We start from the raw sequence: 26,430 nt of genomic DNA, 5'->3' as shown, positions 1-26,430 counted from the left end.
AGCTAAAAACAGGCGTAAAAAAACCACCCCGAAAGGTGGTTTTTTCTATACTGTAGCTAATTATTTAGAAGCAGCTTTAGCTTGTGCATCTGCGTAGCCTTTAGCGTAAGCATCAGCTTGCGCCTTAGCAAAAGCGTCAGCCTGACCTTTAGCATACGCCTCAGCTTGACCTTTAGCAGTAGCATCAGCAACGCCAGTACCTTTAGCATCAGCAGAACCAGCAGCTTTAGCGTCGTTTTTGTTCTTAGTATTAAACTTAAGTCCAAAATCTGTGTCATTCATCCAGTTATTAGCACCATTAAATGGACCCCAGTTTGAACCGCCGTTGAAAGGACCAGCGTTTGAACCGCCGTTGAAAGGACCAGCGTTTGAACCGCCGTTGAAAGGACCAGCGTTTGAACCGCCATTGAAAGGACCCCAGTTTGAGCCGCTATTGAATGGGCCCCAATTAGAACCTGAGTCAAAAGGACCCCAGTTGTTGCCACCGTTATAACCATTGTAGCCGTTATTAAACCAGCCAGCTGAGGCTGATGTGGCTGCTAAGATAGCAGCAATTGCGATAATTTTTTTCATATTATATTCTCCTAAAATTTTATTTAAAACACCTTTATGGTGTTCTCCTTACCAAGACTTTTTATCTTGATAATGCGTATTATACAGATAATACATTAGAATTCAATAATATTCTAATATAATATCTTATAATATTAAAAAAACCTTACTATAAAAGCTTTATAGCCTAAAAAAAATTTAAAAAAGTTATGTATTGCTCTTAATTTTCCAAAGAATCAATCATCGCATCACCAAATTCAGAACAAGATAGTAAAGTCGCACCATCCATCAGTCTCTCTAAATCATAAGTCACGGTTTTGTTTTGAATCACATTTGACATTGCGCTCAATACCATATCGGCTGCTTTATTCCATCCTATATGGCGCAACATCATTTCTGCTGATAGGATAATTGACCCTGGATTGACTTTGTTCTGCCCTGCGTATTTCGGCGCTGTGCCGTGTGTGGCTTCAAATACTGCAGTGGTGTCTGATAAATTTGCACCTGGTGCAATACCGATACCGCCCACTTGTGCTGCCAAAGCATCTGATACATAATCACCATTTAGGTTAAGTGTGGCAATCACCGAATACTCTTCTGGACGCAATAATATTTGTTGCAAGAAGGCATCGGCAATAACATCCTTCACGGTAATCATTGTACCTGTATTTGGGTTTTTGAATTCACACCATGGCCCGTCACTAATCAAAGTTGCACCGAATTCTTCTTGCGCTAACTGATAGCCCCAATCTCTGAAACCACCTTCAGTAAATTTCATGATATTACCTTTATGCACCAAAGTGACAGAATCTTTATCGTTGTCAATCGCATATTGAATAGCAGCGCGAACTAGACGCACCGTACCTTCTATCGATACTGGCTTGATGCCAATGCCTGAAGTTTCAGGGAAACGGATTTTAGTCACACCCATTTCATCTTGTAAAAAGTCAATAATTTTTTTAACTTCCTTAGTGCCCTGCTGGTACTCAATACCCGCATAAATATCCTCAGAATTTTCTCTGAAAATAATCATATCCACTTTTTCAGGGGCTTTAACTGGTGTCGGCGTGCCAGTGAAATATTGCACAGGACGCTGGCAAATAAACAAATCAAGTTCTTGACGAATGGCAACATTCAACGAACGCATACCCCCGCCAACAGGCGTTGTTAAAGGGCCTTTGATAGAAACTGCATAATTTTTAATTGCGTCAAGTGTTTCTTGCGGTAAATATTCACCATAAATTTCATTGGCTTTTTCGCCAGCATAAATATCCATCCATTGAATTTCTTTTTTGCCGTCATAAGCTTTTTTTACAATTGCATTAATGACTTTTTTCATCACTGGCGATACATCTCTACCAATACCATCACCTTCTATATAGGTAACAATCGGCTGGTCCGGCACTTGAATAACACCGTCTTTAAAAGTAATTTTTTCGCCATTGACTGGCTCGTGAATATGCTTGCTCATTCTAATTTATCGCTTATTGAAAAACGCAGTATTTTAGCATCTTCGCCATCTGAATAGTATTTTTTGCGTATGTTAATTAACTCAAAGCCTAATTTTTTGTAGAAAAACAAAGCGTTACGATTAGATGCACGCACCTCAATAAAAATAGACCTTGCACCCGATTCACTCAACAAATAATCAAACAATTGCCCACCCAGACCCTGATGTTGGAATTTAGGGTGAATACATATATTTAGTAAATCAGTAAAATCTGGCGTTTGTAAAGCCACACTATAACCCACTATTTGATTCTCTTTTAAAATAAGATGTGCCAATGTATTTGGATTGACAAGACTCTGTGAAAACTGCGCTCTGTTCCAGGGTATTTCATATGCCAATTGCTCTATCGCTAAAACCGCATCAATATCTTGCTTGTCAAAAATCCTGAAAGAAACATTCATTAAAATCTAGGTCTACAAACCTCTAACCCCTCTTGCTCAGCATACACCGCTTTAATCGCTGGGTGTTTGCGTAAAAATTTAACTGCCTCAGTATAACGCACTGAGGAAACTTGCTTAGCAAACAAAATCACCACTTCGCCATTTTTCCTTATATTATAAGAAGCGCTTCCACTTAAATCCCTATCAAACAATACATCTGCAACTACCTCGGATGCTTGATTTTGCAAGATAAATTCTCGCTCGGTTAAATCTTGGTTGCTACAAGCAACAGTTAAGAGTGTTAAACCAAATAATACAACTAATCTTTTCATTTTATTTCTTTTTGGGTCTTAACTAGTTAAGACCCTATAATTAATATATTTTTCATTTCACCCCCCCTTTATTATTGATTTCTAAGCCAATTTTATCACCATGAGTAATTGACTTAATATTACCTTCCCCACAGCCAACTAAAAATAACAAACTAACTAATATAAATACTATTTTCATAACAACCTTTAATGAAGTATAAGTAAATTAATAATGCCCCCTATCTATAAAAAGTCAAATGCTCTCATGGGTACCTTAAAGGAAATATTGATAGGCTTTATTGTCAGTTTCATTTCGGTAGAAGTAACCAAGTTCGTCAAAACTGCGTTCGATTTCTGTAACATTGACAACTTGTAGACCGATGAGGACACGACCGAAATCAGCACCGTGATTGCGGTAATGGAAAAGAGAAATATTCCATTTACTACCAATTTTCTTTAAAAAATTAAGCAAGGCACCAGGGCGCTCTGGAAATTCAAAACGGTACAGGACTTCATTGTCAACTTCAGCGCGACCACCAACCATATAACGAATATGGTCTTTGGCAATTGAGTTATTACTCATATCTAAAACATCGAATGATTTTGACAAATTCAGCAAAAGCGTTTCTTTTTCTTTGAGTCCTTCATTGAGTGCAACACCAACAAAGATACGCGCCTGATCAGAAGGTGCGTAGCGATAATTAAACTCTGTAATCGCATGTTGATCTAGTAGTTCACAAAATTTTAAAAAACTACCTGGTTTTTCAGGAATAGTGGCAGCAATAATAGCCTCGCTGTGCTCACCCAAATCTGCCCGCTCAGAAATATAACGCAGGCGGTCAAAATTGACATTTGCACCTGAGACGATAGCCACTAAGTTTTTACCCTCAAGGTTATTTTGTTCAACATATTTTTTCAGCCCCGCAGTGGCTAAAGCACCTGCAGGTTCTGCAATAGCGCGTACATCTTCATAGATATCTTTAATAGCCGCACAAATCTCATCGTTACTTACTAGCACAACTTCATCCACCACTTGTTTGGCGATTGGATAGGTTTTTTCACCGATTTGTTTAACGGCAACACCATCAGCAAAACGCCCGACTTCTGGGAGGGTAATACGCTTGCCAAGTTTTAACGCTTGATATAGCGTTGGTGAATCGTTTGGCTCGACACCGATGATTTTAATATGTGGTGCATGGTGCTTAATATAAGTTGCCATACCTGCAATCAAACCGCCACCACCAACTGGGATAAATATCACATCCATCGTCGGTAATTGCGCTAATAATTCCTTGGCAATCGTCGCCTGTCCTGCCATGACCTCAATATCGTCATAGGGATGGATAAAAACCAAATCTTGTTCTCGCTCTAATTGCTTGGCATATTGATAAGCATCATCATAAACATCGCCGTGCAATACTACTTTTCCACCCAATTGTTCAACCGCATTAACTTTAATTTTAGGTGTGGAAAGCGGCATAACAATCACCGAAGCAATACCAAGCTTACTAGCAGACATTGCCACGCCTTGAGCGTGATTACCTGCACTTGAAGCAACAACACCTTTAGCGGCCTCTTCTTTTGATAAGCCAGAGATTTTTTGGTAAGCACCTCTGAGTTTAAAAGCGTGAATGGCTAATTTATCTTCTCGTTTTAAGTAAACCTTGTTTTTACTGCGCTCACTCAACTGATGCGTTAAACTTAATGGTGTCGGACTGACGACCTCGTAAACACGAGTTGAATTGACTAAATCAACAATGTTTTGCATACAACTCCTTGAGATAATCAACGCTCACATAGGTGGCATCAGTCGCCTCACCCTCTATCATTGTGAACGGCTTATTTGGCTCACCTAAGTTATTTAGGACCACCATCGCACCATTAAAAATATGTGATTTAGTGTATTCATTAATAGTAATGAGTGTTTTTAAATCTGCATCTGTTGCTGAAATAATACCATTGTGTGAATCTTCAAAGACAATACAATCCTCAGATTTGAGATTCATTTTGTCCAAAACCCAATGATAAATATCGCCCGCAGGCTTAAGGTTTGGCACCACACCACCTGCGCCAATTACCTCAAACCAATCCAATGCTTCACGCCCCAAAGTATTGGCAATCAACGCATCCACATTCGCAGGGGTTGTGGTTGTGGCAATGGCCAATCTCAGTCCTGCCTCGCGCGCTTCTTTAAACAAACGCACCACGCCCATGCGCAAAGGAATATCGCCCGCATCTACAAGACGCACATAAATTTTAGTTTTTAACTGATGCGTTTCCTTAGCGAAAACATCAATATCATCACATTTAAATGCAGGTTTATAATTTTTTATGTAATGTTTGATGCGTAATTGCCCGCCCGTTACATCTAATAATTGATGGTAAAGTTCGTTTGACCAGTGCCAGTCCAACCCTAATTCCTTGAAAGCAAGGTTAAAGGCGATAAGATGCCCATCTCGCTCGGTATTCGCCAGTGTACCATCAACATCAAAAATAAGTGCCTGTAAGCCCATAAAAGATTTATAATTGTGAAATATGTTGCTATTTTAAGGCAGTTTAGGTAAAAAGATTATTTTTTTAATTTAAAAACAAATATTATGTCAGAATCTGTTTTTCACAATATCCCCGATTACAAACCTAAGAAAGATGAAGATTTTATGAGTGATGGTCAAATTGAACACTTTAAAATCAAACTCAATACTTGGAAAGATCAATTAGTTAGTGACGCTGAAAGCACCATCACTCATATTCAAGAAGACTCTTCAAAAGTCGCAGACATTAACGATAGAGCAACACTTGAAGAAGAATTTGCACTTGAATTAAGAACCCGTGACCGCGAAAGAAAGCTCATTGGAAAAATTGAAAAAACCTTACATATGCTTGAGTTGGGCGATTATGGATATTGCAAGACCTGTGGCGCCGAGATTTCTTTGATGCGTTTAGAAGCACGCCCTACCGCCGACGAATGTATTGATTGCAAAACCATTGCCGAGAGAAAGGAAGTTTAAAAATGCCGATAAGACTGACAAGTCTCATTCAATCCTTTTATTATTAAGCCTTGCCCATTGGTAATCATGCCAATTTTTGTCAAAACGATACCCAATTCTTTTTCAATAGATTGAATGCTGTCTAATTGTGCTTTTGACACAGTAAAACACAATTCATAATCATCGCCTCCTGCTAATGCAATACACCAATCATCGGTGTTATTGATGTGTTGTGTGACCTCGTTAGATAAAGGTAAAGCGTCGACATTGATAGTGGCACCAACTTTTGAACGCGTCAAGATATGCGATAAATCTTGCTGCAGCCCATCAGAAATATCAATACAGCTATTAGCAACCCCCAGCAAAGACTGTCCGAGTTTTACTTGTGGCTCTGGGCGGTTGAATTGTTTGAGTAAATCTATTGATGGGATTTCCTGAACTTGCATTTGTTGCCACGCCAATGCCGCATCACCAATCGTATTTGAGACAAAAATACTGTCGCCTACTTTTGCACCTGAACGCATTAAAGCCTGACATTTGACTACACCTGTGGCATTGATAGTAATGCTAAGCGCACCTTTAGTGGTATCACCGCCGACCAGTCGTATGTTGTATGTTTGAGCAAGGGTTTTAAGTGTGCATGAAAAATCCTGCAGCCATTTTTCATTCATCGCTGGCAAAGTAAGTGCCAAAGTAAAATACAAAGGGGTAGCGCCCATCGCCGATAAGTCACTGAGATTAACGGCGAGTGCTTTATACGCGATGTCATGTGCATTGGTTTCCTTTGGAAAATGCACCCCTTCAATCAGGGTATCAACTGTCGCGACTAATTGCTGATGCGCATCAACCTCAATCAACGCACAGTCATCGCCAATACCTTCGCCCCAATCAAAATATCGCTCAATTAATTCAAATTCCGTCATCGTTAATTTCTATCGAGGTTTGAACTACATGTAGGCGTTTTCTTTCTTGCTGTGGTCAGTAACATCAAGGATGTTTCTAATTTCTGGATAAATAGATTTAAGTTGCGCCTCTACACCATTTTTAAGTGTTACTTTAACCGATGAACAGCCTTGACAACCACCACCGAAATTTAAAATAACATCCATATCACTGGTGATTTCTACCAAATCAACAAAACCGCCGTGTGATGCTAACTGAGGGTTAACTTCGGCAGCAATGGTGTATTTAATTTTTTCTTCAAGCGGCGCATCGTCTTTTGGTACTTCACCTTTGGCATTCGGTGCGGTGATGGCAAGTTTTTTAGCTGAACCCTCCTCTTTTAACAGCACTTCGGAGTCTTTTAAATAGTCAAAATTTTCCTCGTCAATGAACGCATTAAACCCTTTGTATTCAAATTTAGAATAGCTTTTACCCAAATCTTTAGAATAACAAAAATTAAAAGTCACAGCAGCAGCAGGTGTGCCAGCTTTTTCGATATCTACTTTCAATCCTAAATCTTCTTCACCTTGTTGCTCAAATAAATCTGCTACATAAGTTTCTGCTTCGTTAGTAATATTAAACATTTTCTCTCCTAAAAATTATATTATCAATCAAACGCGTTGACCCTAAAAACACGGCACATAATATCGCAATTTTACTCGTATTATCGGTGATTTGCTTAAGGGTATTTGCATCAAGTATTTCTAAATAATCTAATTTAAAGTATTGTTGCAGTTGTTTTTTAGCCATATACAAATCCAATTTACCTTGATGTAATTGACTTAGCGTCCGATACAATTGGGGTGCAATCTGCCGTTCATCCACACTTAAATATTGATTACGCGTACTCATTGCTAGCCCATCCGCCTCACGCACAATTGCCCCAGAAAGGATTTTAACCCCTGAAGTAAACTGCTTAATAATACTCAATTGCTGACAATCCTTTTGCCCAAAAACTGCAACATCTGGCTCTATAATATCAAACAAGCGTTGCACCACCTGCGTCACGCCATTAAAAAAATGTGGCCTGGTCTTACCACACAAAATCTGCCCTACCTTGCCCACATCAATAGTCAATCCCAAGCCATCAGGGTAAATCATCTCTGCAGTCGGGGTAAATACGCAATCTACTTGCAACTCCTTTAGCAAAGACAAATCATCCCCCAAAGTGCGAGGATATTCTCCAAAATCTTCATTTTCAGCAAACTGCATCGGATTAACAAAAATACTTACCACCACCCTGTCGGAATTTTCTTTAGCAATCTTAATCAACGATAAATGCCCCTGATGCAACCCGCCCATCGTCGGCACAAAAGCAATTGCTTGCCCTTGTTGACGCCATGCACCTAAGGTTTCTTGTAGTTCTAGAATGCTGGACTTAATAACTGTGGACATCGGCAGGAAAAGTACTGTTTTTAATGGCTTGGATAAAATCATTGGTAGCAGATTGAATGTTGCCATTGGTTAAAAAGTTTTTAACAAATTTTGGTGTATTTTGAGTAATACCGAGCATATCATAACTGACTAAAACTTGTCCATCGCAATCAACACCTGCACCGATACCGATGGTTGGGATAGTCAGTTGCTTGGATATTTTTTTACCTAAGGTTGCAGGGATACATTCAATGACAAGGGTTTTAACCCCCCAATTTTCTAGCGCTTTGGCGTCATCTAAAATTCTTTGGGCGCTATCGTTGTCCCTGCCTTGGACTTTATAACCACCCATTTCTATAACAGATTGGGGTTGTAAACCTAAATGTCCACAGACGGGGATATTGTTTTCGTATAGAATCTTGAAAGATGCTTCAAGTTTGCGACCACCTTCAAGTTTGACCATTTGTGCGCCAGCGTTTATTAGGCGTTGGGCGTTTGCCAAAGTTTGTTCGGCGTTGGTGTAACTTTGATGAGGCATATCGGCAATTAATAATGCTTTTTTCACACCTTGTGCGACCGCTTGCGTGTGGTAAACCATGTCACTCATACCGACGCACAAAGTGTTTTCACCGCCTTTTATGACATTACCAAGTGAGTCGCCAATGAGAATAATATCAATACCGCATTCGTCAAACACTTGTGCAAATGAACTGTCATACGCAGTTAAACAAGTGATTTTTTCACCTTGTTCTTTATAGGTTTGTAACTCACTAATCTTCATAATTTAATTAATGTTGATGTGTCCACTTTTTCAATTAATTCCTGAATATGTCCTAATACTGGCACTTTAAAATCAGGCTCAATCTCCGCCAATGGTACCAATACAAAGGCACGATTCATCATTTCAGGATGCGGAACAATCAACTGCTTTGATGCAATTACCTGCACCCCATAAGTAATAATATCCAAATCAATTGTTCGCGCCCCCCATTTTTTCTCACGCACCCTATGTTGCGCAGTCTCAATATTTTGACACACAAACAACAACTCCAATGCCGTTAAATGCGTATGCACTTCACACACTGCATTAATATAATCAGGCTGATTAGTGTTGTCAATTGGCGGTGATTGATACAAACTCGACAACCCGACAACTTTCACATCTGCTTCAGTATTGAGTGCGATTAACGCATCTTTAATTTGTTTTTTTGGGTTATTAAGGTTTGAACCCAGTCCGATATATGCCAGCATAATTTACTTTTTAATGATGGATTAGTGTACCTATCGCTTCGCCTTTACCTAAACGAGACAAAACGCCAGCCTCTTTGCCAGAGGCAATGATGGTATTGGTATTAGTTTTAGCTGCAGTTTTGGCAGCCAGGACTTTGGTATACATACCGCCAGAGCCAAGGGAGCCTCCTGTTCTACTGGCAACTTTTTCTAATTTTTCATCAGTGATGCTGATTTCTTTGATTAATTCAGCATCTGGATTTTGGCGAGGGTCGGCATCATAAACACCACCTTGGTCGGTTAAAATGACTAATTGAGTAGCACCGACCAGATTTGCCACTAGGGCTGCTAAAGTGTCGTTGTCGCCAAATTTTATTTCCTCGGTGGCGACGGTGTCGTTTTCATTGACGATTGGGACGGCGCCAAGTTCTAGCAAGGCATCCAAGGTAGCACTAATATTTTGACTTTGTTTGCTGCTGGCGAGGTTATCGTGTGTAAGTAGGACTTGTGCAGTTTTGATATTTTGTTTAGCAAATAAGGTTTCATAGGTTTCTATTAATCCCATTTGTCCAACGGCGGCAGCGGCTTGCAATTGGTGAATTTCTTTTGGGCGTGAGTGCCAGCCAAGGCGCTTCATACCCTCGGCAATTGCACCACTAGATACCAAAACAACATCAATACCTTGTTTTTTTAGGTCGGCAATTTGCGCTACCCAAGAAGCAATGGCAACTTTATCTAAGCCTTTGCCATCATTCGTCAACAAGGCTGAACCGATTTTAACAACCCATCTATTATTCTTCATTTTCCTTGGTCATTTTGAACATACCTTTGATTAAATCTTTACAACCTAAACCGTTTAAAGCGGAGATATAAAACACTTCGCCCCTGTATTTAATGGCTTTAATGATTTTTTCTGTGATTTCAACGCGCTCATCTTCTGGCAGTAAATCCATTTTGTTAATTGCCAATAGTCGTGGCTTACTGGCTAACGCTTTATCATATTTCGCCAGTTCATTTTCAATCGTCAAAAAATTCTTAACCGGGTCAGATGCATCTGCTGGCAGCACATCTAATATATGTAATAGTACTTTAGCACGAGATAAATGCTTTAAAAATTCAAAACCAAGCCCCACACCTTCACTAGCATCCTCAATCAAGCCAGGAATATCCGCCATAACGATATGCTCGTCATAATAAGAAACCACGCCAAGTGACGGATGCAAAGTAGTAAAAGGATAGTCGGCTACCTTTGGTCTGGCACTTGAAATTTGACGAATGAGACTGGATTTCCCTGCATTTGGCATACCGAGTAAGCCAATATCTGCCATCACTGACATTTCCAAACCGATTTCACGCACTTCACCTGGTGAACCTGGGGTGGTTTTACGCGGGGCACGATTGATACTGGATTTAAAACGGGTGTTGCCTAAGCCATGAAAACCCCCTTTAGCAACAAGAATTTTTTGTCCATTCTCAATCATTTCACCGATTAATTCATCGGTTTCCAAATCGTAGATTTTAGTACCGAGTGGGATTTCGACAACAAGATGGTCAGCGGATTTACCGCGTTTGTTTTGACCTTGTCCAGGTTGTCCATTTTTAGCTCTGAATAAACGATTAAAACGGAACTCACTAAGGGTGTTTAACCCTTCCTGTCCAAGAAAATACACATGCCCGCCATCGCCACCATCGCCACCATCGGGACCACCGTCGGGAATATATTTCTCTCTGCGGAAACCAAGACAGCCACCGCCCCCTTTTCCTGCTTCGATGCGAATTGACGCAGAATCTACAAATTTCATAAAAAGTCGTTAAAATACAATGAACAACATTATACCATCATCAATGAATTCAACCTTATACAACCTAATTGGATATTTACTGCTGCCGATAATGGTATTACGCCTAATATTTAAAGGCCCGACCTACCAAAAAAGGATTGGCGAACGCTTAGGATTTTTTAAGACAATTTCTGTCGATGTGGTCTGGGTGCATTGTGTTTCTGTCGGGGAATTCAGAGCGGCAGTGGTGTTGATTGACGCATTGATTATGGAATATCCACATTATAAAATTTTAGTGACCAGTACCACGCCAACAGGTTCTAAGGCAATTACTAAACATTACCAAAATAGAGTTTTTCATTTGTATTTTCCGTTTGATGTGCCGTTTATCATTAAACGCTACCTTAAAAAAATAAATCCTAAGGCGTGCATTTTATTAGAAACGGAAATTTGGCCAAACCTAATTCATAACCTGCATAAACAAAATATCCCGACCTTGCTGGCGAATGCTAGATTATCACAACGGTCTTTAGAAAAATATCAAAAAATGTCAGTCTTTACCAAGCAAACTTTAAATAAATTAACACTGATTGCAACGCAAAATCATAATTCGACGAATCGCTTTAAGCAATTAGGCGCTGAAAAAGTAATAACACTAGGAAATATTAAATTTGACCAAAATCCAAGTGTTGATTCAGAGGTAGTTGCGCAGCTGCAAAAAATTACTGGCAAACGCAAGATTGTGGTCTTTGCCAGCACGCACAAAGGCGAAGAGGCGAAGATTATAGAGGCTTACACGCGCAACCCAATAGATGCATTAATGGTTATCGTACCAAGACATCCGCAGCGCTTTAATGAAGTGTATAAATTAGCAAAAAGGAAAGGTTTAAAAATTAGTAAACGCTCAGATAATACGCATTGTGAGGCGTGTAATGTCTTACTTGGTGACTCTATGGGTGAAATGATGGCGTATTTTAAAATAGCGGATGTTGTGTTTATGGGCGGTAGCTTAAATGACACAGGTGGGCACAATATGTTAGAACCTGCAGCGCTTTCCAAGGCGATTATATTTGGGCCAAATGTGTTTAATTTTAGTGAGATTTCTGCTGATTTACTCAGTCAGAATGCCAGTATTCAAGTGCAAAATGCCGATGAATTATTAGAAAAAGTTGCAATGCTATTGACTGATAAAGCCAATGCCAAGACCTTAGGTAATAATGCTAATCAATATTTTAAATCTAGGCAAGGTGTGGTTAAAAATCTAATTCAAGAAATCAAAAATCACATAAAGCACCCATAACGCTTGCATCACCGGCAAAATAAAGCTGCAGAGCGAAGCGGCGCAGCTTTATTTTGTCCGAGTGGATGCACTTGTTATGCCTTGGCTAGAAATGCTACTCATTTTATCTGGCGTTGTTTTTTTCATATCGTACTGGGCGTAATAGTTTTTTGATTCTTCCTTCATTCACTGCCTTTTTTATCCAGCTGTTTAACTGTGTTTTAGACACATCCAGGATTTTTGTTAATTCATCGACCGCAGTTGGTGATCCTAGCTGATTAATAATGATCGGTAATACGGCTTCGTAAATGGTAGATCCTAGTGTTATCATGTGACTATCGTCTATTATTGTCTCAGTGGAAACAGCCTCCTGTTTATTATCTGTTTTTGATTTATTGGCCTGTGAGATATTCTGTTCTTGAAGATCAAAGAGGCTTAAATTCTCTTGTTTGTTACTCTTTACACTTTTAGCCGAATCAGAAAGCTGTTGGCTGAGATCATCTCGACTTATTACTTCTTGCCATTCAATAGCACCTAACCCCAACAATTCTTTATTACCTGTAGGAATATTTTTACCTGATCGTATAAAAATAGGTAGGGCATTTTCTCGTTTTAGTTCCTCTGTTGCTCCAGCCCATGTGCCACCTTTTTTATGTTCAGCACTAACAACTAAGCCATAATCAGCCATGGCATAAATTAATTTATTTCGCCCCATTGCAGTTCCGACCGTAAAGCGGGCATTAGGGTGGTAAGGAGATATTAAAAGTAGTTGGTCATTGGATATTGCTTTTCGCGCATTTCGTTCAAGGCTTTTCTTGAGGAGGTTCTCAGCAAGAACACCTATTGTAATACCACCAGAATCAAGTGCGGCAGTCATAGCAATCTGATCGACTCCACGAGCTCCTCCAGAAATAACAGGCATTTTGTTGTAGGCACATGCCTCAGCTGTTTTACGGGTAAAAGCCTCACCGTCGCTATCAACATTTCGTGAGCCAACAATTGCAACACCGCCACCCTTCAATAGAGATCGGTCACCCACTCCGAAAAGGAGTGGAGGTGCTTTGTCTTTTAGATGTTTCTTATAGCGTGTAGGATAATCACTATCACTCCGGCTTATGATCCAAATGCCATTTCTCTGCCACTCCTCCACAACAAATCCAAGTTGTACGCCTCTACCAAGTAGTGACTTCAAACGTTCCCTTTCAATTCCAGAGCCTGTTGCTGCCAAATCTAATTTTTCATGCCGAAGTAGATCTTCTGGCCGCATTTTCTCACTGATTAACCAACGGACTAAAGCGTTATATTCTGCTTGCGTAAGTGGTTTAATAGTGCGATCTTTCCCTAATACTCCGCAGAGCAAAATTATCGCTTTCGTATCATTAGTTAAAAAGTTACTCATCTATCAATCCATCCTTGGCGAATTAAGAGCTAGTGCCAAAGGATATACTGCAGTGCAACCTGTTTGGCGCAACAGAGCCGATGCAACAGTAAAAGTCCACCGTGAATCAACCATGTCATCAATTAACAAACATGGGCTATGTTCTTTATGATCAAGATTAATTTTGAATACACCATCTAAATTTTGTGCCTGATGAAGGCTATTTTCCATATTTTTCTGCTGATCATTTTGCCTTACTTTTCCTATGCAAGGAATGAATGGCAGGTTAAGAGCTATTGCCAATCGTTGTGCAAAATCAGGAACTAACTCAGGATGGTTAAGTGACGGGATGCAAGTTACCCATTCAGGTCTAGAGGTGGGCTTCCATTCTGCAATCATTTCAACACACGCTGTTACAAGCTCATCTGCAAAACGATTAGATTGATATTTTCCTGAAGCAACAAGCTGTCCCCAGCCAGCATCACGCCACAAACTTAGGGCGCGACCTTCAGATGCTTGCAGCTCTGTAGGGATATTCCTTTTTTCAAATTGATGATATTTAAACATATCTTTTACAGGCCATTGCTTGCGAGGTTCGATTGGTTGATAACTCCTTCGAAGAAAAAGTGCTGCTCGATTTGCTATTTTGTCATCATATTGTTCAGGCAGAAGGAGATCAGGATTACAGTTTTTACATTTACCACAGTTTTGTGAATTTGGGTCATCCAGTGCATTTTGAAGGAATACCATCAAACACCCCTGATGCTCCATATATTCCTGCATTTGCCTCTGTTCTTGTTTCCGAATCAGGGTGATTTCATTTACATATTCTTGATCTATTTCGTAGTTATCTGCCGAGGCTGTCACATGCCATTTAGAATCAACTTTTGCAATTGGAGAGGGAGATTCTACAATCAGGTATTTGATTGTTTTGTCAATTTGTGACTTTCTAATATTTATAGTGCGCTGCATTGATGGTACAGATAAATCATCATCTGCGTTATCAAGTGCTTTAAGAATAGCAGCGATATGTTGTTGAGGGGGGAAGGCGCTACGGATGAAGAAGTCTGCAATATGATCATCCTCTTCGCCACAAAGCAGAATTCCGTATGCTTCTTCAACGGCACGACCAGCGCGACCAACTTGTTGATAATAATGAACCACAGAAGCAGGTCTTTGAAAATGAATTACAAATCCTAAGTCAGGCTTATCAAACCCCATTCCCAAAGCAACGGTAGCAACTAGAACTTTTATTTCATTATTGAGTAGTTGTTGTTCTAACTCCTCTTTAATTGAAGTGCCATCCTCACGGTTTGGAATTCCAGCGTGGTAGGCTTTTACATTAATTTCATTAACTTGGAGCCATTCGGTGAGTCGCTCTGCATCACGCTGAGTCAGGGTATAGATTATTCCGCTACCTGGAAGATTCGGAATAGTTTGTGCCAGCCAAGCCATTCTTGCTGCTGGGCTAGGCATATTTATATTTTGAAGTTTAAGGCTTTCTCTGACCAAAGATCCTCTGATCAGTTCAATGTCATTACCCAGTTGCAACATAACATCATTTACAACTCTATTATTGGCAGTTGCCGTTGTTGCTAATACAGGAACATTAGGAGGAATAGCCTGAAGTACACGAACAATACGTCTGTAATCGGGTCTAAAATCATGTCCCCAGTCTGAAATACAGTGAGCTTCGTCAATTACAAAAAGTCCAATTTTTTCAGCAATAACAGGGAGAATATTCTGGCGAAATGAGTCATTTGCAAGACGCTCAGGAGAAATAAGGAGTACATCTACACTATCGTCAACCAGCTCATTCTGAATTTTATCCCATTCATTAGCATTGGTACTATTTATCGTTCTAGCAGTAATGCCTATTCGACTAGCTGCTTCAAGTTGATTTCGCATTAACGATAATAGAGGAGAAATTAATAAGGTTGGCCCTAAGCCAGACTCTCGAATAAGCTTTGTCGCTAGAAAATAAACCATACTTTTCCCCCAGCCAGTACGCTGGACGACAAGCATTCTTTTATGATCTAAAAGACACTCAATACTTTCCCATTGACCATCTTTAAAGTTTGCATCTTGGTTGTTAAGTGCAGTTTGTAAGTATTTTAAAGCAATTGTTCTCATGTGTGGATTTTACCAACTTTCTTTCAGATGATTCCATTAACTTTAAGATAGGCATAACTATTAGTATAAGGACATATTCCCTTATATACTCTATTAAAATATAAACTCTGTAAAAAATAGCTTATTTTCTATCTTTTTAAGATAAAATAAATTTTTTACCTAATATTTGATATTTAAGTAGAAAAATATTTAAAATTACAAAAAATAAACACGATTTAAATTTAACATTGACGGATATAATAACAGAAAATCAAATAAATAATCAGGGTAAATAATCAAGGTCAGAGTGTAATTATTCTCAATCTCAAACACCTACTTAAAGGTATATTTTTGTTTATTTACCCTCGTTCCCAAGCTCCGCTTGGGGACGATAAACTATTAATCATCAGCTAACACAAAGACCATTTGGCGCTCATCCAAATTAACAGATGCAACTTGGATTTTAATGTTATCGCCTAGCTGGAAAGTTTTACCAGTGCGTTGCCCGCTGAGTTTATGATGAATTTCATCAAATACATAAAAATCGTCTTTCATATCACGAATAGAAATCATTCCTTCTGTATAAATATCAGTAAGCTCAATAAAAATGCCAAAACGAGCAATGCCAGAGATAATACCATTAAAAGTTTCACCGACTTTATCGCGCATATATTCGCATTTTAGCCATTGCTCAACATCGCGAGTGGCTTCGTTGGCTCTGCGTTCGGTGACAGAGAGTTCTTCGCCAAGTTCAACCATGCGTTTGCTTGGTTTTCTGGTGGCTTTAGCAATGACGCGTTTGATGGCGCGATGTACCAATAGGTCGGGGTAGCGACGGATTGGCGAGGTGAAATGCGTGTAATCTTCAAAGGCTAAACCAAAATGACCCTCATTAGCTGGGGTGTAAATGGCTTGCTTCATGGTGCGTAGAACGACAGTCTTAATAATGTTTTCATCATCACGACCTTTGGCGTCTTCTAGGACTTTAGCGAAGTGAACGGTTTCTGGCTGATCGCCACCTTCAAGCGTTAAACCGACTGCGGTTAGGAATTGGCGAGTAACCTCAACTTTTTCTGCGGTTGGTTTGGGGTGGACACGATATAAGAAATCTTCATCATTTTTGGCTAAGAATTTAGCGGTGGCTTGGTTTGCCATCAACATACATTCTTCAATGAGTTTGTGTGCGTCGTTGCGAGAAGTGGCAAGGATGTCTTCAATTTTTCCGTTGTCATCGAAAACGATTTGCGTTTCGATGCGGTCGAAGTCCATTACTCCACGGCGACTTCTAGCCGCTTTTAAGGCTTTGTATAAATCGTATAAATCATTAAGATTGTCCATTACGACAGCGTATTCTTCTGTCAATGCTTGGTCATGGTCTTCTAAAATTTTACCGACTTTGGTGTAAGTCAAGCGTGCGTGAGAAAACATAACGGCTGAGTAGAATTTGGAATCAACCAAATTACCTTCCGAATCAATTTGCATTTCGCAAGTCATACATAAACGCTCAACATCTGGGTTAATTGAACACAGTCCATTTGAGATTTCTTCAGGCAACATTGGGATGACGCGACGCGGAAAATACACTGAATTGCCACGCTCAATTGCATCCGCATCAAGGGCTGAGCCTTCTTTTACATAATGAGAAACATCGGCAATAGAGACAACTAATTTCCAACCATTATCATTAGATTCTGCGTAAACCGCATCGTCAAAATCGCGTGAATCTTCACCGTCAATTGTTACTAACTTCATATCAGTGATGTCAATACGACCTTCTCTATCTGCATCTGTTACTTCTGTTGGCAATTGCGCTGTTTCTACCAAAGATTCTTCACTAAAATCGACTGGGATGCCGTTGCGATAAAGTGCGGCTTCAGTTTCAACACCTTCGTCCATATAGTCACCTAAAACTTGAATAATTTCTCCTTCGGCAAGTTCTTTAAGGGTTGGTCTTTTGGTGATTGAAACAACAACGATTTGCTCGTTCTTGTTGTCATTGCCGACATTACTAACAATGATATTATTCACAATGCGTTTGTCATCCACCACAATCCACGACTCGTTAGCGCTAACATGCAGGCGACCGACGACAGATTGACGGCTTTCAAGCACTTCAATGATTTCAGAATCACCACGATTGTCAAGCATTCTGGCTTTGACTCTGTCACCGTGAAAGGCTTGTTTCATTTGATAAGCAGAAAGGCGCAAATCTTGACCGCCCTCATCTAATATCACAAAGCCGAAACCTTTTGGATTGGCGTTAATAGTACCCACTTTAATGTCTCGTTCTGCATCAAAAATATGATACATTTCATCACGGTCCATACTTAACTGCTGGTCACGAACCATGGCTTTGAGGCGGTGCGTTAATGGCTTCTTCTGTTTGCCTTCAACATCAAGCACATCAACTAAGTCGTAAAAGGAATGTGGCTTTTTAGTCACATGTTCAAGGATGTATTCCCTTGAAGGAATTGGATTCTCGTACTTGTCTGATTCTCTTGCTTGATGTGGATCGCTCATAATATAGCCTTTAATTTAAATATGTGAATTTATTCGTCAAACGGATGCTTTAAGATTAGCGTCTCGTCGCGGTCTGGACCGGTAGATAAAATATCTACTGGTAAATTTGAAAGTTCTTCAATCTTGTGAATATAGTCTTGTGCTTGCTGTGGCAAACTATCGAATGAATCTGTGCCAATGGTGGAAGTTTGCCAACCTGGCATTTCAATATAGACTGGCTCAGCATCCGCATAACCTTGTGCATCATAAGGTGGCGTGGTGATTTGTTTACCGTTTAATTCATAAGCAGTACAAATTTTAATGGTATCCAAGGTGTCTAAAACATCTAATTTAGTTAGACAGATGCCAGTTACTGCGTTCAAATTAAATGAACGATTTAAAGTTACCATATCTAACCAGCCACAACGACGCTGACGACCTGTAGTGGCGCCAAATTCTCGACCGATGGTACCCAATACTTTACCAATCGAATCGCCTTTATCGGTTTCAACATCGTAAACCAACTCTGTTGGGAATGGACCGCCACCAACACGGGTAGTATAAGCTTTAACAATACCAACCACATAATCAATATCGGTCACACCCACGCCTGAACCTGTTACAGCACCGCCTGAAGTGGTGTTAGACGAGGTGACAAATGGGTAGGTGCCCTGGTCAATGTCTAATAACGCACCTTGTGCACCTTCAAACAAAATATTTTCATTGTTGGCAATATGCTGATGAATTTTCTCGGTAACATCGGTAATCATTGGGATGACGGTTTTAGCTTGCTCTAAGGCTTCGGCTAAAACTGTGTCGTAATCTAACGCCTCAGCACCATAATAATTGCTCAATGCGAAGTTATGATACTCCATTACTTCTACCAATTTTTCAGCAAAACTTTCCAAATCTAACAAATCACCAACACGCAAACCACGGCGCGCCACTTTGTCCTCATAAGCAGGACCAATACCGTTACCTGTTGTACCAATAGCAGACTTACCGCGTTTGGCCTCACGGGCATTATCAAGGGCAACATGGTACGGCATAATTAAAGGACAACCTGGGGAGATTTTTAAACGCGATACTGCGTCAACGCCAGCAGTGTCTAATTCACCTAATTCTTTAATTAATGCTGACATAGAAAGGACCACACCGTGACCGATTAAACATTCAACATTGTCACGCAAAATTCCTGATGGAATAAGGTGTAATACGGTTTTTTTACCGTCAATTACCAAGGTGTGTCCAGCGTTATGCCCACCTTGAAAACGCACCACACTTGACACTTTATCTGTGATTAAATCAACCACTTTGCCTTTGCCTTCGTCGCCCCATTGGGTGCCAATAATAACTACATTTTTTGACATACTTTACTTCCTAATTATTTTGTTTGTGATAAAAATTTTAAATCAAATGAGAAACCTGTTGCCGCTCTTGATTGTCCAAATGAAGCACTCAGTCCGTTGTAACGACCGCCTTGTGCCAATGCTTTTGAATACTGTTCATTGTAAGCAGAGAAGATAATACCAGTATGATATTCGTAAGTTTTAAGTTCAGCAAGGTCGAGCACAACTTCAACGCCGGTAGCATTCATTTGTGCACTAATACTTACCAAGTCTTCAATAGCTGCTTTTGCTTTTGGAAAATCAGCAAATAAAGTCAATGCCTTATCTAAAATACTAACATCGCCCTCCAGGGTAATTAACGCACTAAATTTATCGGAATTTTTAACCGCACTACCAGCTAAAAAGACGACTAAATCAGGTACAGAACGCTTAACAAATATCTGTCTTAATGCGCAGGCTTGTTCACTATCTAATGCCTCATCTTCAATTAAAGCATCAAAAATAGCCACATTACCTAAACTTAGGACAATTGGACTAATTGACAACAACTTCAAACTCTCTAACATTAATTCAATGACTTCTACATCAGCACTAATGTCATTAGAACCATACAATTCTGCACCTGCTTGAATGGGCGAACGGGAGGCATAAAAATCGTCTGCTTTGGTTTGCAAAATGGCATTAACATAGCAATATTTGGCCACTTTGTCGCTCTGTGTTTTTGCGTCAATGCGTGCAATCTGCGGGGTGATATCAGCATGAACACCTAGCATCTTACCACTCACAGGGTCTAAAAATTTAAAGGTTTTTTCATTGATAGAATTACTGGTTAATAGTAACGATTCAATGTTTTCCACCATCGGTGGAATCACCAGTCCAAAACCTTTTTTCGTATATAAATCAATCAATTGACGGCGTAGTTTCTCAAAAGCCCACGCCCTGTCGCCTGTTAGTTCATCAATACCCTCAGGGAGTTGCCAAGTGTTCATTGTTTACTTAATCGCTGGATTGAAGTACTTGAAAAATTCCGTATTTGGATTTAATACCATAATATCATTGTTACCTGAAAATGACTTCTTATAAGATTCTAGCGAACGATAAAAAGAATAAAACTTTGCATCTTTATTGTAAGCCTTTGCATAATTATTCGCAGAAACTGCATCACCCTCACCTCGAATCACTTCAGAATCACGGTAAGCGTTGGCCAAAATAATAGTACGCTTTTTGTCAGCTGCTGCACGGATAATTTCCGCTTCTTCCGCACCTTTTGACCTGAATTCTTTCGCAACACGATGTCTTTCCGCTTGCATACGACGATAAACAGAATTAGACACCTCTTTCGATAAATCAATTCGTTTAATGCGCACATCAATGATCTCAATGCCAAACTCAGCAATGTCTTGCTTTGCTAATTTAGCAATGTTGGCCATGATTTCACTGCGTTCACCTGAAACTACATCGGTAATGCTACGCTTAGAAAATTCGCTTTTAAGCCCTGTTTTGATGATTTGCGCTAAACGATTATTGGTTCTCGCGATATTGCCACCGGTTGATTTATAAAATTGCTCGGCATCGGTAATACGCCATTTCACATAAGAGTCAACAATGACATTCTTCTTCTCGCCCGTCAGAAAACGCTCTGCTGGCGCATCCAAAGTTTGAATACGATTGTCAAATTTCACTACATTGTTCACAAATGGGGTTTTAAATTTAAGCCCTGGCGTGCTGTCAACAGCGATAATTTCACCCAGACGCAATTTAATCGCTGTTTCTGTTTCTTTCACAGTGTATAGCGCTGAACCACCTACGAAAAATAACACTGCCAAAATAATTAATACAAATTTTTTCATTATCTTACCTCTCTATTACGGAAAACATTCCTAATGCTATCACCTTTCGACCTTACTTGCTGTGGCTGTGCACCTTGAATGGTAACTCGCGTATTGTTATTGCTGTTTATCAATTTATCAAGGGGTAAATACATCATGCTATTTGCCTTTGAATCAACCACAACCTTACTGGTGTTTGCCAATACGCTTTCCATGGTTTCACGATACAAGCGCTCTCTGGTTACCTCTGGTGCTTTTGCATATTCTGCTAAAATCTGACCAAAACGCGATGCCTCACCTTCAGACTTAGAGACAACTTTCGACTTATATGCTTTTGCCTCTTCTAGTAGTCTTGCGGCCTTACCACGAGATTTGGGTAAAATATCATTCGCATAAGTTTGCGCTTCATTAATCAAGCGCTGCTTGTCTTCACGCGCTTTTACTGCATCAGAAAATGCCGCTTGAACCTGCTCTGGTGGCTGTGCATCTTGCATATTAACAGTGGTAATGATTAAGCCTGCTTGATAAATATCTAGTAATTCTTGCGACTTTTCCTTAATACTGTCTGCAATATCCACACGCCCTTCGGTTAAAATATAATCCATTGTATTTTTACCAACAACTTGACGAATTGCACTCTCCACCACATGACGCAAAGTCAAATTAGGATTGTCAACATTAAACAAATAAGCCTGCACATCGTTAATTTTATATTGCACTGCAAATTTAGCATCAATCATATTCTCATCTTTCGTCAACATTAGCGACTCAGACGACACATTGCCACCACGACGGTTACTCACAGCGTCTCTATAACCAATTTGCGCTGTTCTAATCTGTTCAACATTGATACGACTAAGCGTTTCAATCGGATAGGGCAAATGCCAATGTGGACCTTGCGAAGTTTCTTCTTGAAAAGCGCCAAAACGCAATACTACGCCTTTTTCAGCAGGGTCAATGATATAGATACCCGACAAAACCCATAACAAAATACCGACTAAAAATATATATTTCATGCCGCCCGTTGACGGGGTGATAGATTGAACGCCTTTTTCATTTGGTTTTCCACCGCCTATAATGCCGCTAAATTTATCCTTAAAGTCTTTAATTACATCGTCTAACTCAGGTGGCGTCTGTCCATTGCCGCCCCAAGGGTTCTTATTGTTGTCATTCCAAGCCATAAAATTCGTCCGTGTTTAAGTTACAAAATCTGAGTTATTTTACCCAAAGTGTCTTTATTAAAACACCCTATTATTATATTATCTTTTGATTGTAAAATATCACATCGACATAATCAAAAAATACATAGAGATAATGTTAAAATTAGAACTTATTTTTAAACTAAAACACAGAATTATTCATGAGAAAACAACTTGCACTTCCTGCTCTACTGCTCTTATTGTCAAATATTGTCAGTGCACAGCAAACAGAATACACCCTTAGTTGTAGCAACGCGCCTTTACTATTCCCTAAGCAAACATTATCTTTAGACCTTAAGGATGTTGATGTAATTGCAGATCATAGTGAAAGTCAGCGGGGTAACTACCTATTAACTGGCAATGCTGCTCTAACATCAAGCAAATACTACCTATCAGCAGATAAAATTAAAATCAACAAGACTGAAAAAACCTCAAAAGCCAGCGGTCATATTAAGTTTCAAGATAAGAAAATCATGCTCACAGGTAGCAAGGCTGTTATTAAAAACCAAGAAGGAAAAATACATTCTGTTTTCGAGCAAGTTAGCTACCATTATCCAGAAACCAAAATAACAGGCAAGGCTGCGAAAATTGTCAATGATGGCAATAAGCAAATCTTTAACGCTATTACTTATAGTTTATGTCCAATAGGCAATACCGACTGGCAAATGAAAGCAGACAAGGTAACTTTAGACACAAAAGCCAACCTTGGTATTGCTAAGAATGTCACAATTGAATTTATGGGTATTCCAATTTTCTACTCGCCCCATCATGAATGGACATTAAAAGGCAGAAGCTCTGGATTTTTAGCGCCTAGTATCGCTGATTACACCGAGTCAGATGCTAGTGCCAACAAAGGTTATCAATTGCGTATTCCTTACTATTTCAATATTGCTGCTGACCGTGATTTTTTATTAACCCTCAACCAGGTGTCCACCCGAGGAAGCGTGATTGAAGGAAAATACCGCCAATTATTAAACAAGGGGCGGATTGAAATTGAAGGTCATTACCTTAATAAAGACAAAATCAAAAAGGACAATCGCTGGTTACTTAATACCAAACTAGATTTACCTTTAAACAGCAAGACGCAATTAACAGTAATCACTAACCGTGTCTCAGATCAAAAATATTTTAAAGAAGTGGCGCATGAAAATATAGGAAAAACAGTTTTAATGTCTTCTGTGAATATGGCTTACGATGATAAAACACGCAATATAACCGCATCCATTTTCGCCGAAAACGAGCAATTACTTTCTGGTAATGCCGAATATACCCGTGCACCTGAAATTGCCATCAATAAAAAAGTTATTGGCTTAAATGGCAGAGAAGTGAATTTTTCTGTGGTTAGTACTAAGTTTAAACACGCAAACACAGCCAAAAATACTGGAACGCGCACCCACGCCCAAGCGACCTTTGGTCGTAATATTAAAACCAATGCTTATTCAATACAGCCTAAGTTTACCGTCTCTAAAACTAAATACGCAATGAATAACACAACTGACCAGAATCGATCGATTTATAGTTTTGGGCTTGATTCTAAATTATTACTTGAAAGAAATGTCAATATATTTGGCAAAAGCACAGTGCAAACGCTAACGCCAAGATTGGCTTACAACTACACGCCTGGTAAAGACCAAAGTGCTTTGCAAAATTTTGATTCTGAAAAGATGAGTAACTCCTATGAGAATTTATTCTCGGTTAAGAAATTTACAGGTCTTGATCGCATTGCTAAAGTTAACGATATTGTAGTAGGGCTTGAATCTAGTTTTATTGATGCAAAATCTGGAGATACCTACTTAACCCTAAAAATCGCACAAGCCCGTCATCTTAGTAATACCACAACAAGCACAGAAGGTACATTAGTCAAACAAAAAAACTACTCCAATATCATAACTGCTGCTGATTTTACCTTGGATCAGTTTACTTTTAATAATACCATTCAATACGACCCAAATAGCAAATCAGTCGTTAAAAGCAACAGTACTTTAAGTTACTTATCAAACCCTAGAAAGTTCATTTCTCTAACGCATGAAAATGACGCAGGAAAAAAAACTGCGGGTATCTATGGTGCCTACCCAATTAACAGAAAAATTCACATATTTGGTAATATTAACCGCTCTCTTAATGATTCTACCACCAACAGGAAAACTGTTGGGCTGTCTTATGAGTCTTGCTGTTGGGCAATTCGTTTAGCGCATTTTAACCAGCGCACCGACACAGGTAACAACGACAAGGTAACTAAATTTGAATTTGTACTCAAAGGTTTGGCTTCAAGTGATGCCACTTTGGCGGCGCGACTAAAAAAAGAAATACCTAATTACTTGGCTAATTTAGATAATTAAAAGGACCTTGCACACAACTATGAAAATTTTATTTACATTTTTACTGACCCTGTCGTTTACCGTGTTTTCCACGCCAAATAGCATTATTGCTGTCGTCAATAATAGCATTATTACATTGGATGACATTAATACTCAAACTAACGAAAAAACCACTAAAAAAGAAAAAATGGCTTTACTTGATCGCCAAATTGACATTGAGTTACAAAAAGAACAAATTCAAATACTGGGTATTAGCCCGAAATTAGACACCGTCAATTTAGTCTTAAAGGAAATCGCTGAAAAAAATCAACTAACATTCGAGCAATTACGTGCCAAACCTCAATTTGACCAAATTTCTGCAACCGTCTATCAAAATATAACCCTTGAAGGGCTTAGGCAGGTCATTCTACAGAAGGCAGAAATTCGTATCAGTCAAACAGAAATAACAGCAGCGCTTGCTAATAACCCTAAAAAATCTGGAATAACAGAAGAAGCACATCTTGCTAACATCAAGGCGCAAATTATTCGCTCTAAACAAGCTTCTTTTTTTGCAAACTGGATTAAAAACTTGCGCAAAGATACCTACATAAAAACCTTTAAAGAAAAATTAGCACAATAGAAGTTTTTATGTCGAAATCTATTCTTATTTTTGGGTTTCACTCAATTCAAGCGCAACTTGAATCCAACCCAGAGTGTCTATTAAAAGTCTATACACTAGATAATCGTCATGACAAACGCCTAAATACACTCATCACACAATTAAATCAGCTTGGCATCAATACACTGGTAAGTAGTAAGCAGCAACTGGATAAAATGACCAAAAACCAAAGTCATCAAGGTGTTGCGGCAGAGATATTACTCCCCACTTTGCCTAATCAAGATGATTTAATTACCTATGTCACTCAACTGGAAAAGTCCGCTTTGATTTTAATCTTAGATTCTATTCAAGACCCAAGGAATCTAGGCGCCTGCTTACGCAGTGCAAATGCAGCAGGTGTGGATTGCGTGGTAATCAACAAGGATGGTTCAGCACCGATTAACGCCTTAGTGCATAAAACTTCAGCAGGCGCTCTAAATCAACTTAAAATATTCTCAGTGACCAACCTAGCGCGCACCATTAAAGCCCTTAAAGAAGAAAATATCTGGGTAATTGGTCTAGATGGGTCGACAAAAAACTCACTCTACCAAATAGACTTAACAATACCGAGTGCAATTATTATGGGATCTGAGGGTTCGGGATTGCGTTCTCTAACTAAAAAACATTGCGACTTATTGGCAAAGATTCCAATGCAAGGTAATGTCGAAAGTTTAAATGTTTCAGTAGCAACGGGCGTCGCCCTATTTGAAGCAAGTAGGCAGCGATTAAATTAAGCACACATACCGCTATATTTTTTGGTAAA

General features: G+C 39.4%; 26 protein-coding genes. 5 read left to right on the top strand and 21 right to left on the bottom strand.

What is annotated here, in order from left to right; genetic code table 11:
* Window positions 1-60: 60 nt before the first annotated feature.
* The 7 genes from BSEPE_RS03870 to BSEPE_RS03845 all read right to left on the bottom strand — a co-directional run bounded on the left by BSEPE_RS03870 (window position 61) and on the right by BSEPE_RS03845 (window position 5,266).
* Window positions 61-573 carry a hypothetical protein gene (locus BSEPE_RS03870; RefSeq protein ID WP_066044323.1) on the bottom strand — a complete coding sequence of 171 codons (513 nt, stop codon included), beginning with the start codon at window positions 571-573 and terminating at the stop codon, window positions 61-63.
* A gap of 199 nt (window positions 574-772) precedes the next feature.
* Window positions 773-2,023, bottom strand: coding sequence for an NADP-dependent isocitrate dehydrogenase (icd, locus tag BSEPE_RS03865; protein WP_066044321.1), 1,251 nt, complete (start codon window positions 2,021-2,023; stop codon window positions 773-775).
* Window positions 2,020-2,463 carry a ribosomal protein S18-alanine N-acetyltransferase gene (gene rimI / locus BSEPE_RS03860; RefSeq protein WP_066044319.1) on the bottom strand — a complete coding sequence of 148 codons (444 nt, stop codon included), beginning with the start codon at window positions 2,461-2,463 and terminating at the stop codon, window positions 2,020-2,022. Before rimI ends, icd begins: the two co-directional genes overlap by 4 nt.
* Complete coding sequence (locus tag BSEPE_RS03855; protein ID WP_066044317.1) at window positions 2,463-2,774, bottom strand: hypothetical protein; 312 nt, start codon at window positions 2,772-2,774, stop codon at window positions 2,463-2,465. Before BSEPE_RS03855 ends, rimI begins: the two co-directional genes overlap by 1 nt.
* A 52-nt stretch (window positions 2,775-2,826) precedes the next feature.
* Complete coding sequence (locus BSEPE_RS08200) at window positions 2,827-2,952, bottom strand: hypothetical protein (protein WP_269450667.1); 126 nt, start codon at window positions 2,950-2,952, stop codon at window positions 2,827-2,829.
* 75 nt (window positions 2,953-3,027) lie between these two features.
* The gene (ilvA, locus tag BSEPE_RS03850) at window positions 3,028-4,521 is read right to left on the bottom strand and encodes a threonine ammonia-lyase, biosynthetic (protein ID WP_066044315.1); all 1,494 of its coding nucleotides are present in this window, start codon (window positions 4,519-4,521) and stop codon (window positions 3,028-3,030) included.
* Window positions 4,505-5,266 carry an HAD-IA family hydrolase gene (locus tag BSEPE_RS03845; RefSeq protein ID WP_066044314.1) on the bottom strand — a complete coding sequence of 254 codons (762 nt, stop codon included), beginning with the start codon at window positions 5,264-5,266 and terminating at the stop codon, window positions 4,505-4,507. The genes ilvA and BSEPE_RS03845 overlap by 17 nt, the downstream gene beginning before the upstream one ends.
* 84 nt (window positions 5,267-5,350) lie before the next feature.
* On the opposite strand from BSEPE_RS03845, the gene dksA reads away from it, so the two are divergent.
* Entirely contained in the window at window positions 5,351-5,761 is a 411-nt protein-coding gene (dksA, locus tag BSEPE_RS03840) for an RNA polymerase-binding protein DksA (protein ID WP_066044312.1), read from the top strand.
* Here dksA and thiL read toward each other — a convergent pair.
* Genes thiL through cgtA form a run of 7 tightly spaced genes read right to left on the bottom strand, consistent with a single transcriptional unit; the run spans window position 5,758 to window position 11,088 of the window.
* A complete protein-coding gene (thiL, locus tag BSEPE_RS03835) occupies window positions 5,758-6,663 on the bottom strand; it encodes a thiamine-phosphate kinase (RefSeq protein ID WP_066044310.1) in 906 nt (301 codons plus the stop codon). The genes dksA and thiL overlap by 4 nt on opposite strands.
* Before the next feature lie 24 nt (window positions 6,664-6,687).
* On the bottom strand, window positions 6,688-7,266 hold the full coding sequence (locus BSEPE_RS03830; RefSeq protein ID WP_066044308.1) for an NfuA family Fe-S biogenesis protein: 579 nt from the start codon (window positions 7,264-7,266) through the stop codon (window positions 6,688-6,690).
* Window positions 7,259-8,077, bottom strand: a complete 819-nt coding sequence (gene panC, locus BSEPE_RS03825; RefSeq protein ID WP_066044306.1) for a pantoate--beta-alanine ligase — start codon at window positions 8,075-8,077, stop codon at window positions 7,259-7,261. The genes BSEPE_RS03830 and panC overlap by 8 nt, the downstream gene beginning before the upstream one ends.
* Window positions 8,061-8,840, bottom strand: coding sequence for a 3-methyl-2-oxobutanoate hydroxymethyltransferase (gene panB, locus BSEPE_RS03820; protein ID WP_408065662.1), 780 nt, complete (start codon window positions 8,838-8,840; stop codon window positions 8,061-8,063). Before panB ends, panC begins: the two co-directional genes overlap by 17 nt.
* Window positions 8,834-9,307, bottom strand: coding sequence for a 2-amino-4-hydroxy-6-hydroxymethyldihydropteridine diphosphokinase (folK, locus tag BSEPE_RS03815; RefSeq protein ID WP_066044303.1), 474 nt, complete (start codon window positions 9,305-9,307; stop codon window positions 8,834-8,836). The genes panB and folK overlap by 7 nt, the downstream gene beginning before the upstream one ends.
* Before the next feature lie 10 nt (window positions 9,308-9,317).
* Complete coding sequence (proB, locus tag BSEPE_RS03810; protein ID WP_066044301.1) at window positions 9,318-10,088, bottom strand: glutamate 5-kinase; 771 nt, start codon at window positions 10,086-10,088, stop codon at window positions 9,318-9,320.
* The gene (gene cgtA, locus BSEPE_RS03805; protein WP_066044299.1) at window positions 10,078-11,088 is read right to left on the bottom strand and encodes an Obg family GTPase CgtA; all 1,011 of its coding nucleotides are present in this window, start codon (window positions 11,086-11,088) and stop codon (window positions 10,078-10,080) included. Before cgtA ends, proB begins: the two co-directional genes overlap by 11 nt.
* A 19-nt stretch (window positions 11,089-11,107) precedes the next feature.
* Between cgtA and BSEPE_RS03800 the strand changes: the two genes are divergently transcribed.
* Complete coding sequence (locus BSEPE_RS03800) at window positions 11,108-12,367, top strand: 3-deoxy-D-manno-octulosonic acid transferase (protein ID WP_231893524.1); 1,260 nt, start codon at window positions 11,108-11,110, stop codon at window positions 12,365-12,367.
* 103 nt (window positions 12,368-12,470) lie between these two features.
* Here BSEPE_RS03800 and BSEPE_RS03795 read toward each other — a convergent pair whose 3' ends face one another.
* From BSEPE_RS03795 to hflK, 7 genes are all read right to left on the bottom strand, one after another.
* Complete coding sequence (locus BSEPE_RS03795) at window positions 12,471-13,745, bottom strand: DNA-processing protein DprA (RefSeq protein ID WP_066044295.1); 1,275 nt, start codon at window positions 13,743-13,745, stop codon at window positions 12,471-12,473.
* A 3-nt stretch (window positions 13,746-13,748) separates the two neighbouring features.
* Window positions 13,749-15,857 carry a RecQ family ATP-dependent DNA helicase gene (locus BSEPE_RS03790; RefSeq protein WP_066044294.1) on the bottom strand — a complete coding sequence of 703 codons (2,109 nt, stop codon included), beginning with the start codon at window positions 15,855-15,857 and terminating at the stop codon, window positions 13,749-13,751.
* A 378-nt stretch (window positions 15,858-16,235) separates the two neighbouring features.
* Window positions 16,236-18,356: a ribonuclease R gene (gene rnr, locus BSEPE_RS03785; protein WP_066044292.1), complete on the bottom strand. Its 2,121-nt coding sequence runs from the start codon at window positions 18,354-18,356 to the stop codon at window positions 16,236-16,238.
* A 29-nt stretch (window positions 18,357-18,385) separates the two neighbouring features.
* The gene (locus tag BSEPE_RS03780) at window positions 18,386-19,705 is read right to left on the bottom strand and encodes an adenylosuccinate synthase (RefSeq protein ID WP_066044291.1); all 1,320 of its coding nucleotides are present in this window, start codon (window positions 19,703-19,705) and stop codon (window positions 18,386-18,388) included.
* A gap of 14 nt (window positions 19,706-19,719) precedes the next feature.
* Window positions 19,720-20,673: an ATP phosphoribosyltransferase regulatory subunit gene (locus BSEPE_RS03775; RefSeq protein WP_066044289.1), complete on the bottom strand. Its 954-nt coding sequence runs from the start codon at window positions 20,671-20,673 to the stop codon at window positions 19,720-19,722.
* Window positions 20,674-20,676: 3 nt separating this feature from the next.
* Window positions 20,677-21,534 carry a protease modulator HflC gene (gene hflC, locus BSEPE_RS03770; RefSeq protein WP_066044287.1) on the bottom strand — a complete coding sequence of 286 codons (858 nt, stop codon included), beginning with the start codon at window positions 21,532-21,534 and terminating at the stop codon, window positions 20,677-20,679.
* Window positions 21,534-22,694 (bottom strand): FtsH protease activity modulator HflK, encoded by a 1,161-nt coding sequence (gene hflK / locus BSEPE_RS03765; protein WP_066044285.1) that lies wholly within the window; start codon window positions 22,692-22,694, stop codon window positions 21,534-21,536. The genes hflC and hflK overlap by 1 nt, the downstream gene beginning before the upstream one ends.
* Before the next feature lie 179 nt (window positions 22,695-22,873).
* Here hflK and BSEPE_RS03760 point away from each other — a divergent pair, with 179 nt between their 5' ends.
* Genes BSEPE_RS03760 through rlmB form a run of 3 tightly spaced genes read left to right on the top strand, consistent with a single transcriptional unit; the run spans window position 22,874 to window position 26,401 of the window.
* Entirely contained in the window at window positions 22,874-25,051 is a 2,178-nt protein-coding gene (locus BSEPE_RS03760; protein WP_066044283.1) for an LPS-assembly protein LptD, read from the top strand.
* A gap of 19 nt (window positions 25,052-25,070) precedes the next feature.
* A complete protein-coding gene (locus tag BSEPE_RS03755; protein WP_066044281.1) occupies window positions 25,071-25,649 on the top strand; it encodes a SurA N-terminal domain-containing protein in 579 nt (192 codons plus the stop codon).
* An 8-nt stretch (window positions 25,650-25,657) separates the two neighbouring features.
* A complete protein-coding gene (gene rlmB / locus BSEPE_RS03750) occupies window positions 25,658-26,401 on the top strand; it encodes a 23S rRNA (guanosine(2251)-2'-O)-methyltransferase RlmB (RefSeq protein WP_066044280.1) in 744 nt (247 codons plus the stop codon).
* Window positions 26,402-26,430: the final 29 nt, after the last annotated feature.

The organism is endosymbiont of Bathymodiolus septemdierum str. Myojin knoll (assembly GCF_001547755.1).
Taxonomy (GTDB): domain Bacteria; phylum Pseudomonadota; class Gammaproteobacteria; order PS1; family Pseudothioglobaceae; genus Thiodubiliella.
Note: the sequence above shows the minus strand (reverse complement) of the source record. Positions and strands in the feature narration are given on the sequence as shown.